Consider the following 17,987-nt stretch of genomic DNA (forward strand, 5'->3'; position numbering starts at 1 on the left):
CTCCCTTCCATAAATTTGACCTCATAATTCATTATCCGATTTGAACGCTCTTTTCCTTGTTTTGCAGAGTAGCCAAAACACTTAATGCGGCTAAGTAACTCGTTTTCGGATTATTTGGCATCGGATCATTTTCCACTTCGAGTTTGAGTTTCCCGAACGAACCTGACGCTTCTATTAGATGGATGTTTTTCAGTACACTTGGATCGGCAATGATTTTCACTTTTGTCTTTTCAGATCCCAGACCAGCCAAAGCCAGCACAATCGCAACATTAATGTTTCTCGGAAACTGCTTGATCGCTTCTGCAGCCGACCCATCAAATAAAACCGTTTCTTCTTCCATTGAAGAACCTGCAGGTAATGCGTTTGGCGGTTTTCTCGTGGTGATGCAAACAGATTCAAGACCATTCACCGCTTTTGCCGATTTAAGTACATCAAGACCTCCAATCGCACCAGACGGAAGGAAAATATTCACGTTATTATTTTTGCAAATCAGGTTTGATTGTTCTTCAAAGGCAGCATTGGCCATCACGCCTATGCTGCTTAGTAAGAGATTTTTCCCGCTTTTAAGCACTTTAAATGCGTACTCTTCAGCAGCTTCAATCGTTGCAGCCTCTATGACTAAATCTACATCGGATTTAAGTAGTTCATCAACATCATTAAATGGCCGTGTCCTGAATTCTTCAGCTAGTTGAGCTGCGATTTCTTCACGGCGGGCATAAATCGAAACGATTTTCCCACCTGGAAGAAGCCCATCGTTATTTATTGCCTGAAGCAGAAATTTCCCGATATTGCCGCATCCGATTAAGCCTAACCTCATGTAGATTCATCCTTCCTCAATTAGCAAACCCGTATGAGTCCGCAAAGAATTCCAGCCCACAATGTCTTGTTTCCCGGGAAACACCACTTTCTTTTAATCCAGGGAAGTCGAGAGCCAGGTCACTGAAAACGGTATGATTATTATGGAAAACCGCACCAGCTTCGAGTCGATCTGCCATATCAATAGCTATCTCTTCATTCTCGGTCCAAACAGATGCACGCAAGCCAAACTCACTATCATTCGCTAATTTCACAGCCTCCTCAATATCATTGAATGGTAGGATGGGAATGACAGGTCCGAATTGTTCCACCCGAACCACTTCGCTCTGCTGATTGACATCAGTAATAATAGAAGGAAGCATATAATAACCTTTATCCCAAGCTTCAGGATTATGTTGAATGCCAGTGGTGATTATGTTTGCTCCCGACTTAGCTGTACGTTCGATCAAGCCATTCACAAAGTCATACTGTGCTTTATTATTCAATGGACCCATCGTTACGTCAGGCTGAATGCCATCACCAACTACCATCCGGCTAAATTCTTTGGTCAGCTTTTCAACAACCTCATCAAAACGTGATTCTTGGACGTACACTCGTTTAACAGCAGAACACACCTGGCCTGCAGCTCGTAAAATCCCCATCCTCAAACGTTTGATTGCCGCTTCATCCATAGTGGCGTCTTCCAAAATAATGGCAGGGTCATTGCCGCCGAGTTCCATATATACTTTTTGTAGATTTCCAGCTGATTTCTGCATGATATTTTTTCCGGTTTCAGTACTACCGACAAACGCCACTGTCCGGACGCGGGAATCTGAACAAAGTGTATCGCCGATTGCTTTTCCTGATCCTGAGACTATATTGATGACTCCTGGTGGAAAATGTTCAGCAACTACTTTTAAATAGGTCATTATCGTTAACGGGCAATTCGTTGCAGGTTTCACTACAACGGCATTGCCTGCCAAGACAGCAGGTATGACCCTTTTGAACGTTAATATCATTGGAGAATTCCACGGAGTTATAATTGCCGTGACGCCTCTTGCCCTTCTTCGGATTTGGACTTTTTGATTTCCTTGAAGCACTTCAGGTTTCCACCAATCAAGTAACTCTGTAGCGCAGCCCTTCATGACTTCAACACATCGTAGTAAATCCTTTTTAGCTTCAACTAGTGTTTTGCCATTTTCACGTACGAACACTGTAACATTTTCCTCGATTACTTTTGAAAGTTCTGCTGCCGCCGAGTTCATCCGGTTAGCCCGATCCCTGACATCAGAACGAGACCAACTTTCAAAAGCATATTCTGCCGCTTCAATCGCTTCATTCACGATATCCCCAGAGCATATTGCCACCTGGCCAACTACTTCCGATCTGTTTGCCGGATTTATCACATCCACTATTTCCGGCATTTCTTTCCATTCTCCATTAACAAGGTATTTTCCTGAAACAAATGGATATGTCGAAATCATCCTCAATCCCCCCTACAGTTTTTTGGGCTTAAATGCTTCCGCAGCTCCTGGCGGTCCCCCAAATGGCTTTGCCATTGGTCCCACAGCTTCCATATCAACAACGATCATGGAAGGCTTACGTCTTTCCTTTGCCTTTTTCAATTCGGATATGAATTCATCTCCAGAACCAATCCGTACAGCATCGAAATGCATGGACTCAGCCAGTTTCACAAAATCGGGACTCAATAAATCCACGGCAACCTGCCGGCCATATGCCGCTGTTTGAATATTGCGCAGAACCCCATAACCTGAGTCATCAAACAATACGATGATAACTGGTAAGTTTTCTTCGGCGGCCGTAACCATTTCCCCGACATTCACCATAAAGCCTCCGTCTCCAGCCATAAGAACGACCGTTTTATCTTGACACCCTATTTGGGCACCGATTGCCGTTGGAAGACCTTGACCAATTCCACCCCCAGATGCGTGAATGGAGGTTCTCGGTTCATAGATTTCAAATAAACGGCTACCCCATACGTTTGCCTGCACAGTTACATCTCGAACTAAAATGGTATCGTCAGGTAATATCTCCCTCATGCCATCTAAAAATTCCGCATAAGGTCCAAGCGTTTCCCGGAGTTGAGCGCGCACTTCATTTCTAAGCGAAAGAACTTCTTGTAAGTAAGAAGGTTCCGCATTCACTGAGTTTTCTTCGAGCTTTTGAATGATGCCAGCTAGCATATCTTTTGCATCGCCAACCAAACCTAGTGTGGCTTTGTAGTTGCGGTTAATTGCCTGCCAATCTGCATCTATCGCTATATGTTCTTCTGGAACCGGTACTTTCCAGTTGGATGTTTCGTTTCCCCTAAATCTTACACCTACGCTAATCAATAAATCCGCATTTCTCAAAAACTCTTTTGTAGTTTCATAGGCCGCAAAATGTCCTATGCATTGTTCATGATTTTCTGGGATCGAACCTTTTCCTGACTGACTGGTTATCACTGCTGCACCAAGGATCTCCGCCAATTTTTGCAGTTCATGCGAAGCATTGGCACTTATGACCCCACCCCCGGCCCATATCACAGGACGGCGTGCTCCAACCATTTTTTTCACGGCTTGTTCGGGAATAAATGGCTTTGAATTTGTTTCAAACGCCAAAACTCGCAGCTCCTCGAGTGAAAGATCTTCTATGATTGCCGATTGAAAGTCAATGGGAATTTCCAATGTGACCGGTCCAGTTGGTGCAGTTAAGGCTTCTTGGATCACCTTCCTTACAACCGCTGCTGATTGGGCAGGGTTTCTAAGCCTCACTGCATTTTTACAAGCACCTCTCATCATTGAAAGCTGGTCTTTACACTCATGTATGTATCCTTTGCCTGTACCAAGATAAGAAGAAGCGACCTCACCGGTAAGATGAAGAAGGGGGACACCAGCTGCCCAAGCTTCCACTAGTGAACCAGCAGCATTTCCTGCCCCTGTTCCGGTACTGGTAATCACCACACCCAATTTCCCAGTGGCGCGGGCATAGCCATCAGCCATATTGACGGCACCGCTTTCTCCGCGTGAACAAATGAGTTTAATGCTACCTTCTCTAAGAATTGCATCATAGATGGGCATATTGTGAATACTGACAATCCCGAAAGCAACGCCCACTCCTGCTTGAACCAGCTCCTTTACGATGGAATCGGCGGTCGTAAACTCTATTTCTTCTTGTATTTTCATCGCGTTTGCCTACCTTTTTTAATGATATATTTAAAGTGCCTTTCCGATCGCTCCTGCCGTCTCAATCGTCGAACCCGCTACATAACTTGCTTTGTCTGAAGCAAGGAAAACAATGACACTGGCCACTTCTTCCGCTTCCCCTACGCGGCCGAGAGGGATATTCCGTTTTTTCGCAAGTTCCCCGTAATATTCTTCCGGATCCATATCCGGCGCATTTTTCAATCTTCTTCGCTCCCATTGATCGGTCCGGATCAATCCAAGACTCACTGAATTAACCAATATATTGTCAAAGGCCAATTCCTGGGACAAGGTTTTGCTTAAATTAAGGAGACCAGCCCTTGCTGCTGCAGTCGCTACCATATGACGTTCAGGTTCTTTAGCAAGCGTTGCGTTAATATTAATAATCCGCCCCCCTCCCCTTTTCACTAAATAAGGGTGCGATGCACGAACGGCATATATGATGGCAAAGAACTTTAATTGAATCTGTTCATCCCACTGCTCATCCGTAATGTCAAAAAAGTGACCCATGACGCTTTGACCGGCTGCATTCACCAATATATCGATCCCGCCAAACCTCTCAGCCGTACCATTAATGAAAGAATCCACATCCGATTTTGAGGTGACATCACAGGTTGATGCAAAGATATCCGCCTTCTCACCAAATGAGAGTAGTTGACTTTGTGCACTTTCCATTCGCTCTGTGCTTCTGCCGCATATAGCCACTTTCGCTCCCTCAGCTAAAAACATTTCTGCTGTTTTTAATCCTACGCCCGACGTGCCTCCCATAATGACAGCCACTTTACCTTGCAATCCTAAATCCATCTCTTCACTCCTTTAAAACCATTTTCCTTAAGCGCAGTCCTTTAAAAAACAAGAAGTTAACTTTCACTGTAACCATAACATCCAGTGCAAGAAGAAATGGAGGAAATGGACGCCCATCTCATTTCTCGGCCGTTACTGATTCATCTATAACGGAATTCACCCAGCCAGGATCGGGATCTCCTCCCATTGCTTTGCGGGCTTCCGGTTTCGGCGGCCCTGCAATCCCCCATTGATCCATTAGATGTGGTACACGTTTCCATACACGTGCCCTCCACTCCGATTCATCTTCAATCGTTTCCAGATAACATGTATACTCCATAACAAAACCGCCTGGGTCTTGGAAATAACAAAAAATATTGTCACCAGGTCCATGACGTCCAGGTCCCCAAAGTTCTGACAGTCCCGCTTTTCGCACATTGCTTATGCCGCGCATCAGTTCATCCACTGAATCGACTTCGTATGCGATATGATTGATTGACGCATGTTCATCTTGATTAAAGGCAATGGAGTGATGCTTCCTGTTGCATCGCAGAAATGACATTTGATGCTCACTCCAATCGGTAACTTTAAAACCAAGTACATCTGTATAAAACTCAACGATCATATCTAAGTTCTTCGTATTCATTACAACATGATTCAGTTTCACTGGATCAACATTTTTCTTGTTCCAAATTGACGTTTGAACTTCAACCCAAGCCGAAAGCTCAATCACGCGGTTTTCCGGATCAATAAACCGTAATCCATAACCAGCACCTGCTTCATCCAAATAGCCAGGTGGTTCAATGATTCTAACGCCCTTCGATTGTAATATCCCCGCTGCACGATCCACTGCATTTTTATCGACCATGCCGAAAGATATATGATGCAAACCACGTTTTTCTCCCCTATGAAGGCTTAAAATATGATGTTCCGGTCCTGCACCCCGAAAATAAACCGTATTCTCCTCTTCCGGAGCATCCACCCTATCCAGTCCCCAAACCTTTTCATAAAACTCTGCTTGATCGTCGAAATTCGGAGTAATCATGCTAATATGCCGTAAATGAGTAATCCCAAGCATCCTTTATATACCTCCCATAAATTAGATTGCTTTTTAGAAGATTTGCATTGACCACATCTAACAATCTAATCGAAAAGGGCGCCTCATTAATTTCCATAATGCAGGTGCCCTTTTCGGCTAAATGATCAGTCTTTAATGATGGCTTCTCTTTCTTTTGAGCGTTGTTTCCGCAGTTCTTCCAGTTCACTGCCTTCAGGATATGTTGGCAAGTTAGGCTTCACTGCCCCTAGCATTACGAGCATGCGCGCCTCAACATCCCCGTCATTCCTAATTCCCCGATAAACCCCTGGCGGACTGCTGATGCAGTCTCTCGCACTTAGTTTAATTTCATGCACTTCGCTGTAGCTATCCTCTTGAATTAACGCCGTGACTTCACCCTCAAGAATGAAAAACACTTCTTCAACATCATCGTGAAGATGCAAAGGCCCGATACATCCCGGCGGTAGAACCATTGTACTTAGAGTGAAATGTTCACCTGCAATTACATTTGTATCGTTATTTGCAGTGGCACCTCGTCCTATATATCTCATCTGTGCACGTCTATAAGCTGGATCGATTTCTTCTTGGAACTTCAAGACATCCCAATCAAGCGTACGGTCTTTCAATCGGGCAACATATTTTTTTTCAAAATCTTTCACTGAAAAAATTTCTTTTGTCATTTTAAAAATCCTCCCTTATTTGTTGTTTCTAAATTACATTGTGTTTCATTGGCAAAACAGTGTTTCATCTATGAATTAATTCTAAAATGAAACCTTTTCATTGTCAATTAATTTTTAGAATATTTGAAACTATTTTTATAATCCAAACAATTTATTCTTTTTTCGATAACTCGGATCGATTTAACCAAATATTTCTTTTTCTTAACGCAAAAAAGTGCGGACACCCTAGATTTGGGATATCCACACTTTCGAAAGAGATTATCTTTTTTATTAGATTGGCACTAAAAGCATGTTCACACATCATCATGTTGAAACGACATAACCCCACTATACCCCATATAAAGGGATAACTGCCGAGAAACCTCCAGCAGTTTCGGCAAGGCGATTTTATCGATGAAATCTTCCTGATAAGCCGACTCTGTTGCAACGACATTCAAGGCTGCCAATACTTTTCCAGTCCGGTCAAAAATCGGAGCGGCAACAGAACGGATGCCAGGGTGGAATTCCCCGCTTGTCATCGAATAACCATTTTGCCGAATCGATTCCAACTGTTTTTGAAACTCACCCGGCGCGGTAAGTGTTTTGTCTGTATAAGGAGTGAGGTTTGAGATTTTGAACATTTGCATGAGCATTTCTTTTGGTTGATATGCCAAAAGTAATTTTCCATTGGCCAAAGCATGTGCTGGCAGCCGCAACCCTATGTTCACATTGACAGCAGATACCCCTCTGATCGGGGCACTGCCAACATAAACAACTTCCAATCCATCCAAAATGGACAGGTGGCAGGAAGCTCCGATTTCATCACGCAGGGTCTCCATATAAGGTTGGACTATTTCCTGGAATTTCAAACTATTCAAATAGCTGAAGCCCAATTCAAGAACCTTTGGTGTTAAACTATAACGTTTGGTATGCTCATCCTGAGACAGATAACCAATATTTTGTAAGGTGAATAATAAACGATATGGCACCGTTCGGCTTACTCCCAGTTGTTTTGCAATTTCTGAAAGAGACAAACTCGGCTGTAATTCATTAAAGAGCTTAATGATTTCCAACCCTCTTACCAATGAATTAGCACTATATTTCTCTTTATCTTTTTCTTCGCTTTCCATTCGAGTATTCCCCCCGTTGTATATCTCAATTCTCTAAGAGTTATAAACCATTTTAATAAGCTTTCTCACCTCAACTCTTACCTAGAAGGAACTTGCAGCATATTTACAACTTTTACTGCAAATTAAGTTGATGTATATTTTTTATGCATACTACAACTTTGCCCTACCTGTTGTCTCTGTAAAAAATCCGTAACATATTCATTGAACACTTCTGGATCTTCCTGATAACATAAATGGCCGGTATTCGGTACGATGGCAAATTCGGAATTAGGAATCAATTCATGAAAAATTCTCGATTCACTAACCGGTGTGACCTGATCCAGTTCACCGCATATGACCAAGGTCGGAACGGATATAGAAGAAAGGATTTCCATTTGGTTTAAATTTGATAAAGAGAAGGAAACAGACCGGTATCCAGCCGGGCGCACTTGCGACATGATGCGTTCTGCTTCCTTAACCAACTCAACAGAAGCATTTGGCGACATTAGCGCTTTGACCCTTTTCTTTGCCAGTTCACCCGGATTTAACGTATTGATGGAGTGCAATCTATTCTGAAGTTTCCGTTTATTTTCTTCCTGGCTAACACCAGCTGCCCCGCGAGTCGCATCAGATATAATCAGCGCCTCGACCATCTCGGGGAAACGGCTAGTAAAATCGAGTGCGATAGCCGAGCCCATCGAATGCCCGAGCAGGTATACCGATTGCAAACCAAGACTCTCAAGGAATTCTTTCAATACATCTGCAAATTGAGAAAAATCTTGAAATTCCTCTTTTGGATCGGAACTTTCACCGTAACCTGGCGCATCCCAGGCAATTACCCTAAATTCTTCATTCATCTGACAGAGCTGTTTTCTCCATGACTGAGAATTATTTCCCAAACCATGCAGGATAACAAGCGCTTTTCCTTCTCCCGATTCCAGATAATGAATCGAGAATTCTTTTAATTGGCTAATTGGCATCCTTTTCAACCTCACAATCCTTTGAATAAATAATTTAAGTGTTTATTTGTCAATTAAAGCATAATTACACATTTAAAACTATTTGGGAGGCCTAACTTAATTGGCATATTATCGAAGACATATCGATCAACAAAATATATCCAAATATGCAGGAAAGAACAATTAAAGAATTTTAATCCATAGATATTTTCCATAATAAGTATTTCATATACAAAACAATATAAATGAATTATAGATTTTCCTGATTTTAAATTCAATATCAACAAGTCAGAATTTTTAATAATTTGATATTAATTACTTCTTTTGACACAAAAGATCAAATCCACTCCCCCTTTTAAGTCCTTAATAAAGGCCATTTAGCTCATTCCCTTGTATGATTCCCCTCACAACGCAAAAAGGAATCCCATTGTAGTTCGATTTTAAACATAAAAAAACACAATGGAAGAAGTTAAAAATGACAATATATTTATTTATTCTAAAAATATTAAATTATCAAAATATTAAATTGACAATCAATTCTATTTATTTTATCGTTAATAAAGTAAAACTTTGTTTTACTTACAAAACATTACCATTCCTTATCTATCTCTCAGTATTTTAAAGAAAGGCGGGATGCAGCTCGTAAATGGGGAAATCGAAACTAGTGCCTATCTAAAGAAAAACCTTAGTCCACCTATTCTCAATGGTAAGTGTTTTTTGCAATGCTAAAAAGCGACAAGGAGATGGTATTATGTTAAATGGGCAAAAAAGATGGTTGTATATTGCCGTTCCAATTTTTTTCTTTTGGTTTTTCGGACAAATTGATAAGGTTGGCATTTCCATCATTCAAACAGATCCAGAATTCTTGAATGCACTCGGAATGACAGGCGATGACAAAAATGCAAAGATCGGTCTTCTTTCCTTTGTATTCACCATAGCTTATGGAGTTTCAAATCTTTTTTGGGGCTTCATCATTGATAAATTAGGGGCCCGAAAAACAGCCATCGCCGGATTATTCGTATGGACACTTACCATGATTGTGTCAGGTTTAGCAAATTCATATGAAATGTTTTTAATAAGCAGGATCATTCTTGGTTTTGGCGAAGGGATGATGATTCCAGTTTCCGGAAAAATGATTTCTAACTGGTTTAATAAACGCGAATTGGGGAGGGCCCAGGCATCATGGCTTACCGGAAACTATTTAGGTCCGGCAACTGGAGCCATTGTTTTGGTGCTCGTGATATCTTTACTCCACTGGCAAGCAGCTTTCTTTATGCTTGCGGCCTTCAACTTATTTATTAATATCCCGATGTTCATCTTTATGACAAGGAATACACCAGAAGAGCACCCCCGTATAAGTAAGGATGAATTGGCCTTCATTCGCCAATCGGAAGATGAAGGGAAAGAAATTGCCCATTCAGAGAAAAAGAGTTTCGCTCAGGATTATCGTTTCTGGATTGTATGGTTCGGTATGCTCGTATGCTCCTTCCTTTTTTTCGGAATCAGCATTTGGCTCCCTACCTATCTAATTGAAGCAAAAGGATTCGAAAAGGAAGGGATGTCGAGCATCACTTCGCTTTCCTGGCTATTTGCTTTAGGATTTGTCTTGGCCTGCGGCTTTCTGGCGGACAAAACCAGGCGTCCAAGTTTGATGGCCTCGATTCTATTTTCATTGACTGCTGTCTTTTTAACTGTTGCGGTCTTCATCCCCAACCCTATTATGGCCGGGCTATGTATGGGACTGGCAATGGGATGTCAAGGCGGTGTTTTCCATTTAAGTAATATGCTCATGATAAAATACTCAACACCCGAAACGGCAGGACGGGCTGCTGGTCTAATTGGATTCACGAATATTATGGGCGGCTTTTCAAGCTATATCATGGGGTGGCTTCGTGACTTGTCTGGCGGGGACTTCAGTACATCGATCGCCATGCTGATTTTTACAGCCATCTTAGGTTTGGGAGCGTATATATTCTCCATTAAAAGAGAAGCGGCAGAACTGCATTTATCACCTTTGCCTGCACAAAAGATCCAAGTATGAAGCGTAAGTTCCTTGAAATCATGACCAACATTTTTATGGACTTTATCCAACCCTTGAATTATCAAGGGTTTTTTCTTGAGCGGACTATGAGTCATGTACTATTATCCCTTCAATTACTCCATGTAGCTACTAGATAGTTCTTTTACTCTTGTCCCTCAGCATTTTTCCTTGTTCCTAGATCCAACCCTATTCTTCTGCGAATTCATGGATCTAATTTTTTCAAATATCCCAGAATCTTATTATGGCTGCCATCCACCATCCATCTTAAAAATAGCTTCACTTATTCCAACCTCCATTAGTAGTGCTTCATTCCTGGATCAATTGCTTGGATAGCCGATCTTCGGGTTATTCCTGGTCTTCCACAACTGAAGCATAAAACCATTTTATTTCCAAGAAAGTCCTGCTCAATACCACCGGCTTTATCATTTAGTCATCACTTACTAGAACAGATCGCGACCAAAAGGAGCATGCAGCAAAGTCATGCCCCCGTTCTTAATTAGCATGGATCACTAGTTCAAACTTCTTAAAATGGCGGATAACTATTAAAGTGGACCCACCCTTTACTGGTTATTATTATGAAGTACACTTGAAAACAATTCTGAGTGAACGAGCATATCCTATAATAAGCATTAAAGATTATATAACTTCATTTAGGTGTTATACAGCAAGAGTTGGAAAACAGCATTTTTAAAAAAAGCTAAAACTAGATGAGGAGAGCATAATCTAAATTCACTCTGAATGTCTTGTCCTTTTTTTGTATAAAAATGTCGATAGTTAAAATATTCAAAAAATGACAATCACTCGGTAACCCATGTTATATTGTTAATGATAAAAATACTTGTCAAGTAAGGTGAGTGCGTGAATATTGAAGTTTTAATACTCCATTATATTCAGGAAAAACGTCAAAAGCCCAATCATGCCAATGAATTATTGGATTATATTCAGAAGGAATATGTAAACGGGAAGCTGTCAATCTTTCAATATAGGAGTCTCTGTCAGGAATTATATCTTCGAGGAGCAAAACAAACATCTTCTGGATGAAAGGAACACTTCTGATACATTTTCAAATCAAGATTTGAAATTTGTTTCTGCCCTGTTGCATCGACCTATCTTTAGGGGCTAAGTCAGCTATTTTCACCCCTTTTCTTTACTAAGAAAGGCTATATCCCCATCCCATCCCGAATGTTTTCCATAAATAAAAACCTCCGTAATATGTCACCCCAAGACATATTACGGAGGTAAAGACTACTTATTCTGCAATCGCAGAATTTCCTTTGTTGACTATATGAATATATCCAAAATTAAAACCAAACCGAATGCCACGAAAGAAAGTAAGGTTTCCATGACTGTCCATGTTTTGAACGTTTCTTTTACGGTCAATCCCATATATTCTTTTACTAACCAGAAGCCGGCGTCATTAACATGGGAGAACATAAGTGAGCCTGCTCCCGTGGCAATAACGAGCAATTCTAGATTAACACCCGTCATATTTGCAACGACCGGTGAAACGATCCCTGCTGCCGTGGTCAAAGCGACGGTTGCAGAACCTGTGGCAATCCGAATCAATCCGGCCACAAGGAATGCAAGAACGATCGGTGATAAAGAAATTTCTTCAGACATGGAAGCGATTGCAGTCCCTACGCCACTATCAATTAAAATTTGCTTGAACCCTCCGCCAGCACCGATAATCAGAATTATGGATGCTAATGGCAATAAGCATTCTTCCGTCAACTTTTTAATTAGCGATTTATCCATTCCCTGTCTGTAGCCCAAGAAATAGTAAGCTGCAAAACAGGAGATTAATAGGGCGATCACCGGACTGCCGATAAACAATAAGAATTTTTCAATCGAACCCGGTAGCGGCAGATAAGGCGCCACTACAGTTAAAACCATCAACAATACTGGCAAAAGGATGATGAAGAACGAAACTCCAGTCCCTGGTAATCCACTTGACTTTGTTACCACCCGAATCAATTCCGGTTCACCAACGGGTATAACCCGCTTATGAATCCATTTTGCGAAAAGAGGTCCGGCAATTACAGCAGTCGGGAAAGCGATGATCAATGAGTACAGAAGTACGTGTCCCATGTTTGCATTATAAATCCCTATAGCTGTCATGGCTCCCGGATGCGGAGGTACCAGCCCATGTACAATCGATAAACCAGCAAGTACTGGAATACCTATTAACAAGATGTTCACTTTGGTTGATTTCCGAATGGAAATGACCAAAGGCAGCAATATTACTAAACCAACCTCGAAAAATACGGGAATGCCTATGATGAAACCTGATAAAAGCATGGCCCATGGCAGGTTCTTCACGCCGAATTTATTAATGAAAAAGTCAGCAACCTGCATACCGGCTCCAGAGTCGGACATCATCTTTCCTAAGATGGTCCCTAAAGCCAATATTCCAATAAGGTGACCAAGGACCGCTCCGACACCCGTTTCATATGCTCCTACAATCTTGTCCATCGGCAGTCCAGAAAAAACCGCTAAAAATAAACTGGCCACAGTCAAACTTATGAATGCATGCCATTTCCACCATGATACCCCCAAAATAACAATTACGATTGCTATCAGCGTGATTCCTAATAAATATAGATCCATATGTTCTCCCCACCCTTAATGAAATCGCTTACAATCAAACCCATACAATAAATAGGCTTATTGTACCGGCTCGTTATATGTCACAATGTAGTTCTGTTTAGCCGTGTTGTAATACCCTTCACTGTATTCCATTACATTTCCGTCCCCATCACTGGAAATCCGAATCCTTTTTAATACTGGGCTATTGTTTTCGATTTTCAGTGTTTCGCAAATGTGATCAGGTGCGATGGCAACGGCAAACTCATCTCTGAATGTTTCAAGTTTGACGTTTTGATTTTCCAAAAATCTGTACAAAGAATTGATTTGGACCTCTTTTATCTCTTCTTGGTTTAAATTAAGTGAAACATAATGTGTAAAGTAAATATAAGGTTCATTGTCCAATAAATATATTCGTTCGATTCTTGTGCAATGGTCACCAAATAAAGAATGCAACTTAGAGCCTGAAGAAAGGTCAACATGACTTATGTTTAACACCTTTTTTAAAATGAAGTGCCCTTCCTCCACCAAAAGCTCTGTGAAACGCTTTCCTTTGGAAAGTTTGACAATCGAACCATTCGCTATGACCCTAGTGCCTTTGCCGCTTTTCTTTTCAACATAACCCTCTTGCACAAGTTCTTTGATTGCATTACGGACAGTGACCTTACTTACGTTAAATTCTTCTTCCAAAAGAGGCTCAGAGGGAATGTTTGTGTCGATGGCATAAACCCCATGTAAAATACGATCCTTCATTATTTCTTTTATCTGTAAATACATCGGTCCATTTTTTCTGTTCACATTCATTCCTAATCTCCTGCCTTTTATCTCTTAATATCTTCCATTTCACCTTCCATTGCCGAGAGTATCTCCTTTTCGGTTGCCAAAGGAGTATCTCCAACGACAGTACATGCCAGCATTCCTGAAACAGCCGCAAACCGAACTGTCTTTTCTGGGGGAAATCCCAGCAATTCGCCATGTAAAATTCCACTGGTGTAAGCATCGCCTGAACCTATTCTATCATATACGGAAAATGATAGGATATCGGAAAAGTAAAATGTTTCTTCCTTGAACATATACCCCCTCAACGTATGGCTATTATCACTGTTGATTGAACGATGTGTCCCTGCTATCGACTGAATATTGAATTTCTTTGCCACCTCAGGGATCAACTCGATTAGCTGTTCTTCCCTTGTGGAGCCTTTAGACATCATTCCTAAAATATATAGGGCGTCTTTCTCATTCATCATGACGATATCAGCCAAAGAAAGCATTTCTTCATAATTAGGCTTTGCATCAGCATAACCTCCCTCCCATAAAGAGGGGCGGTAGTTGCAATCGAAACAGACTGTACCGCCTTTTTCTTTGACTTTTCTTGCCAGCACCTTCATACTCTCCCGTACATTTTCCGCCATTGCAAGCGTGATTCCGCAAAAATGGATGATATCCGTACTTTCTGCAATCATATCCATGTCATAATCGGATAAGGAGGCTGTATTAAAACTGCTTTCCAGTCGATTGGAATATGTGACACGGCTCGCCCGCTGTCCAAAACCATTTTCCAAAAAGTACATCCCCAAGTATTTGCCACCTCTAGAGATGAAGTTCCTTCCAATTCCCAATCGCTGCAAAGATGAAATCGCGGAATCCCCAAGGGGGTTATCCGGTAACTTTGTCACAAGATACCCATCATGTCCTAGCTTTGTCATCGCAGAAGCAACGTTTACTCCCGTGCCTGAAAAGGAGTATTTCAGAGTGTTGGCCTGTGATAGCAATTCATGCCCTGGTACCTGCAAACGCATCATTACTTCCCCGAATGCCACAATCCTTTTAGGCATATTTTTCAACCAATTTTTTTGTTATGGCCAATAATTTACGTACATCCTCCCCATTCGTTTTTCCAGTCTCTTCATCGATTATGGAAGAATATACATGTGGAATGACTTTAGGCACTTTTGCTTCTAATGCGATTTCTAATATGGTCTCGAAATTATTTAAATCGATTCCACCTGTTGGTTCCAAAGCAAATCCCTCTTCACCACAAGCTTTTGCCACAGCACGATATTCATCTTCATGCTTCAGGCCTTTCATCGGGAAGTATTTCAAAGCATTTCCTCCCATATCGCGTACAAGCGCAATGGCAGCTTTGATAGGCACAATGGCAGTTTCACTTGCATCTGCACTTACTGGACCAGTGGAAATATTCACATAACCTACTTTCCCAGTTGGAGATACAAGTGAATTTATCCAGCTATCCTTCTCACCTAAATTGGCCCTTGTAGCACCAACAGCAGGAAAAACCTGGTTAATATGACTGCCTGGATAGTATTTTGCTATTTCTGCGACAACCGCTGCCTGTCTATTATCGCCCGCGCCCAATCCTATTGAAACGGCCTCATCAATGGCTTCCCCGTATTCTTTCATTGCTGTAACACCAGCTTCCACAGTTGGATAATCCTTTGAGAGTACACCAACCAATACATGGCCTTCCGCTGCTTCAAAGACTTCCACTGCATTTTCTACACTATTTGCAAGTACATTTAAGGCTACACGATCATTCAATAACCGTTTGTTTATGTTTGTCATCCTTGTTTTCCTCCTAATATGGTTCTTAATTGTGCTTCAATGACATGTATATCATCACCTTGCAATGGACGCGGATCTATATCGAAAAAGCCTTGCCGTATCCCATAATCCCGTGTATAAATGGCGATTTCCCCATTTTTGAGCTGCTCGTTCACTTCCTTCGCCGTCGTTTCCGTTATCAAAGGATCTATGGAAATGCGTGCTCTATATATGGCACGTCCGGCTTCATCCTGAACGATCGTTACTTTTACGCCATCAATCGAGTCAAGTGATGTGAGAACTTGTAAACTAGCTTTTTCTTTTTCGCTATTATCCATCTTGACAAAATACTCATCCAATGCCTGAAGCAGACCAAAGGTCGTTTCCTTTCCAACCTTCATGCTCCTGCCGATACAGTGCAATTGAACCTTTACCCATTCGATATATTTTTTTCTGCCCGCAACGATACCGGATGTGGGTCCTTCAATGGCTTTTGAACCACTATAAATGGCCAGGTCGGAGAATTGTACATATTTTTCCAAATCCTCCTCCGCTGCTGCATCGACAATCAGAGGGATATTATTCATTTTTGCCACTTCCCATGCTTCTTCGACCGATATCATATTTTTCTGGACAGCATGATGCGATTTCACATATAAAATAGCGGAAGTATTTTCATTTATGGCCTCCGCAATATGTTCTGCTTTCCCTTCATTTGCATATCCAACTTCAACCAATTTTCCGCCGCCAAGATAAATCATGGTTTCAACGGGTGCACCATACTGAACGTTATGGCCCTTCAGCATGATGATTTCATTCTTTTGAATGAGATCTTGATGAAGCCTTTCGCTTTTCCTTCTATTTCCTTCAGTAACGATCGCCGCTACTGAAAGCGCAATTCCACTTGATGCTGAGTTTACGACGACAGCTGCTTCAGAATGAAGCAAATTCGCTATATGCTGGCCTGACTTATCGACTAAATCAGAAATCTCAACATAATTTTGCCCACCTTTTTTCATCGCATCCATCACTGTGTCAGTTGGGGCAGAAACCCCCAATATGCTCATTCTTCCGCTTGCATTGATGACTCTTTTCAAACCGTATTTAGCATTCAATGAATTCTCCATTTATAACCACTCCTTTTACAACAACTCTTTTTTCTGCCATCCTTTTTTCGCCTTCGGAATCCAATAAAAGGGTCGGTTCATTCTCGATCGAGAATAAAGTCAGGTTCGCAATATCCCCAGCTGAAATCCTTCCAAGCTCTGGTTTATTCAACCATGCTGCTGCATTGACCGTAACCGCATCTATTACTTCTTTTAATGGATAACCCAGATACAAAAATTTTGTAAGCACATTTGCCATATTAAAAACTGGCCCATTCTCTCTGTTTTTCCGATATATATCCGTACTGATCGTATTGAAGCGTATTCCCCGCTTTTTCGCCATTTCTGCAGTTTTAAAAGAAAAGCTTGCCGTTCCATGACCTACATCCAAATGGACACCACGTTCAATCGCCTTACTGAACTCAGGCAGCGGTTCTTCTCTTTCATCAAATAAATTATTCGCTTTACCATTTAAGAAATGTGTAATAATGTCCTTTTCCTCAAGTAATTCAAGGACTTCTTTAATATCAGGCGGCCCTGAACCGATATGGACCATTAATGGTAAACCCGTTTCAGCCGAGAACTTCCTAGCGATTTTTAATGGCTCGACACCATTTGGACCAACTACACTTTTACTTATTCTCGCTTTAAGTCCAACGACAAAATCCCCGTACTTGGAAATTGCCTTCATTAATTCTCCTTCGTCCAGCCATGAAATATCCGATAATTCATCAACCCTTTTCAATCCAATCCGCGAAATATTCAGAAAGGCGAAAACATTCGTTTTGGAATTTTCACAGCTGTTAACGAGATCAGATATCATATCTGCCCCTGTGCTTCCCGCATCAATGACCGTTGTTACACCAGTTTTATATCCAATCTCATCAACCTCATCACCATAAGGATCGAATTCCGGGAATGCATGTACATGCATATCAATCCATCCGCTGGAAACAAAAACTTTGTGATCATAATCTATTATTTCATCTCCAGATGCAGTTCCGGGCAAAGCGATTTCTTTAATCATCCCATTTTCCAGTATGATATCTGCTGCATTTCCGTCTAACATCTTTACATTTTTCAGAATTAAACTACCTGTCATTTCCCTCATCCTTTTCGGTACATCCTAT

At 41.4% G+C, this 17,987-nt stretch carries 16 protein-coding genes; 2 read left to right on the forward strand and 14 right to left on the reverse strand.

Annotated features, from left to right (window positions below):
* Positions 1-31 precede the first annotated feature (31 nt).
* The 8 genes from nadX to SB775_RS10875 all read right to left on the reverse strand — a co-directional run bounded on the left by nadX (position 32) and on the right by SB775_RS10875 (position 8,586).
* Positions 32-817: an aspartate dehydrogenase gene (nadX, locus tag SB775_RS10840; protein WP_410861600.1), complete on the reverse strand. Its 786-nt coding sequence runs from the start codon at positions 815-817 to the stop codon at positions 32-34.
* 16 nt (positions 818-833) lie between these two features.
* Complete coding sequence (locus SB775_RS10845; protein ID WP_410861601.1) at positions 834-2,279, reverse strand: aldehyde dehydrogenase family protein; 1,446 nt, start codon at positions 2,277-2,279, stop codon at positions 834-836.
* A 12-nt stretch (positions 2,280-2,291) separates the two neighbouring features.
* On the reverse strand, positions 2,292-3,980 hold the full coding sequence (locus tag SB775_RS10850) for a thiamine pyrophosphate-binding protein (RefSeq protein ID WP_410861602.1): 1,689 nt from the start codon (positions 3,978-3,980) through the stop codon (positions 2,292-2,294).
* Between the two features lie 30 nt (positions 3,981-4,010).
* Entirely contained in the window at positions 4,011-4,802 is a 792-nt protein-coding gene (locus SB775_RS10855) for an SDR family oxidoreductase (RefSeq protein WP_089364495.1), read from the reverse strand.
* A 118-nt stretch (positions 4,803-4,920) separates the two neighbouring features.
* On the reverse strand, positions 4,921-5,859 hold the full coding sequence (locus tag SB775_RS10860) for a VOC family protein (RefSeq protein ID WP_410861603.1): 939 nt from the start codon (positions 5,857-5,859) through the stop codon (positions 4,921-4,923).
* 125 nt (positions 5,860-5,984) lie between these two features.
* Complete coding sequence (locus tag SB775_RS10865) at positions 5,985-6,518, reverse strand: cupin domain-containing protein (RefSeq protein ID WP_284470894.1); 534 nt, start codon at positions 6,516-6,518, stop codon at positions 5,985-5,987.
* A gap of 293 nt (positions 6,519-6,811) precedes the next feature.
* Positions 6,812-7,627, reverse strand: a complete 816-nt coding sequence (locus SB775_RS10870; protein WP_089364494.1) for an IclR family transcriptional regulator — start codon at positions 7,625-7,627, stop codon at positions 6,812-6,814.
* 122 nt (positions 7,628-7,749) lie between these two features.
* Positions 7,750-8,586, reverse strand: coding sequence for an alpha/beta fold hydrolase (locus SB775_RS10875; protein WP_410861604.1), 837 nt, complete (start codon positions 8,584-8,586; stop codon positions 7,750-7,752).
* A gap of 730 nt (positions 8,587-9,316) precedes the next feature.
* Between SB775_RS10875 and SB775_RS10880 the strand changes: the two genes are divergently transcribed.
* Together SB775_RS10880 and yppF are read left to right on the forward strand one after the other, a co-directional pair.
* Positions 9,317-10,606 carry an MFS transporter gene (locus tag SB775_RS10880; RefSeq protein WP_410861605.1) on the forward strand — a complete coding sequence of 430 codons (1,290 nt, stop codon included), beginning with the start codon at positions 9,317-9,319 and terminating at the stop codon, positions 10,604-10,606.
* An 858-nt stretch (positions 10,607-11,464) separates the two neighbouring features.
* Positions 11,465-11,647 (forward strand): YppF family protein, encoded by a 183-nt coding sequence (gene yppF / locus SB775_RS10885; RefSeq protein WP_061463025.1) that lies wholly within the window; start codon positions 11,465-11,467, stop codon positions 11,645-11,647.
* 240 nt (positions 11,648-11,887) lie between these two features.
* Here yppF and SB775_RS10890 read toward each other — a convergent pair whose 3' ends face one another.
* The 6 genes from SB775_RS10890 to SB775_RS10915 are packed head-to-tail and all read right to left on the reverse strand — an operon-like array spanning position 11,888 to position 17,959.
* A complete protein-coding gene (locus SB775_RS10890; protein WP_089364490.1) occupies positions 11,888-13,213 on the reverse strand; it encodes a GntT/GntP/DsdX family permease in 1,326 nt (441 codons plus the stop codon).
* A gap of 57 nt (positions 13,214-13,270) precedes the next feature.
* Positions 13,271-13,993: a GntR family transcriptional regulator gene (locus tag SB775_RS10895; RefSeq protein ID WP_089364489.1), complete on the reverse strand. Its 723-nt coding sequence runs from the start codon at positions 13,991-13,993 to the stop codon at positions 13,271-13,273.
* A gap of 17 nt (positions 13,994-14,010) precedes the next feature.
* Complete coding sequence (locus tag SB775_RS10900) at positions 14,011-15,024, reverse strand: sugar kinase (protein WP_410861606.1); 1,014 nt, start codon at positions 15,022-15,024, stop codon at positions 14,011-14,013.
* Positions 15,017-15,772, reverse strand: coding sequence for a 2-dehydro-3-deoxy-phosphogluconate aldolase (gene dagF, locus SB775_RS10905; RefSeq protein ID WP_410861607.1), 756 nt, complete (start codon positions 15,770-15,772; stop codon positions 15,017-15,019). The genes SB775_RS10900 and dagF overlap by 8 nt, the downstream gene beginning before the upstream one ends.
* Positions 15,769-16,878 (reverse strand): DgaE family pyridoxal phosphate-dependent ammonia lyase, encoded by a 1,110-nt coding sequence (locus tag SB775_RS10910; protein ID WP_410861608.1) that lies wholly within the window; start codon positions 16,876-16,878, stop codon positions 15,769-15,771. Before SB775_RS10910 ends, dagF begins: the two co-directional genes overlap by 4 nt.
* On the reverse strand, positions 16,856-17,959 hold the full coding sequence (locus tag SB775_RS10915) for an amidohydrolase/deacetylase family metallohydrolase (protein ID WP_410861609.1): 1,104 nt from the start codon (positions 17,957-17,959) through the stop codon (positions 16,856-16,858). The genes SB775_RS10910 and SB775_RS10915 overlap by 23 nt, the downstream gene beginning before the upstream one ends.
* Positions 17,960-17,987: the final 28 nt, after the last annotated feature.

This window comes from Peribacillus sp. SIMBA_075, from assembly GCF_046534585.1.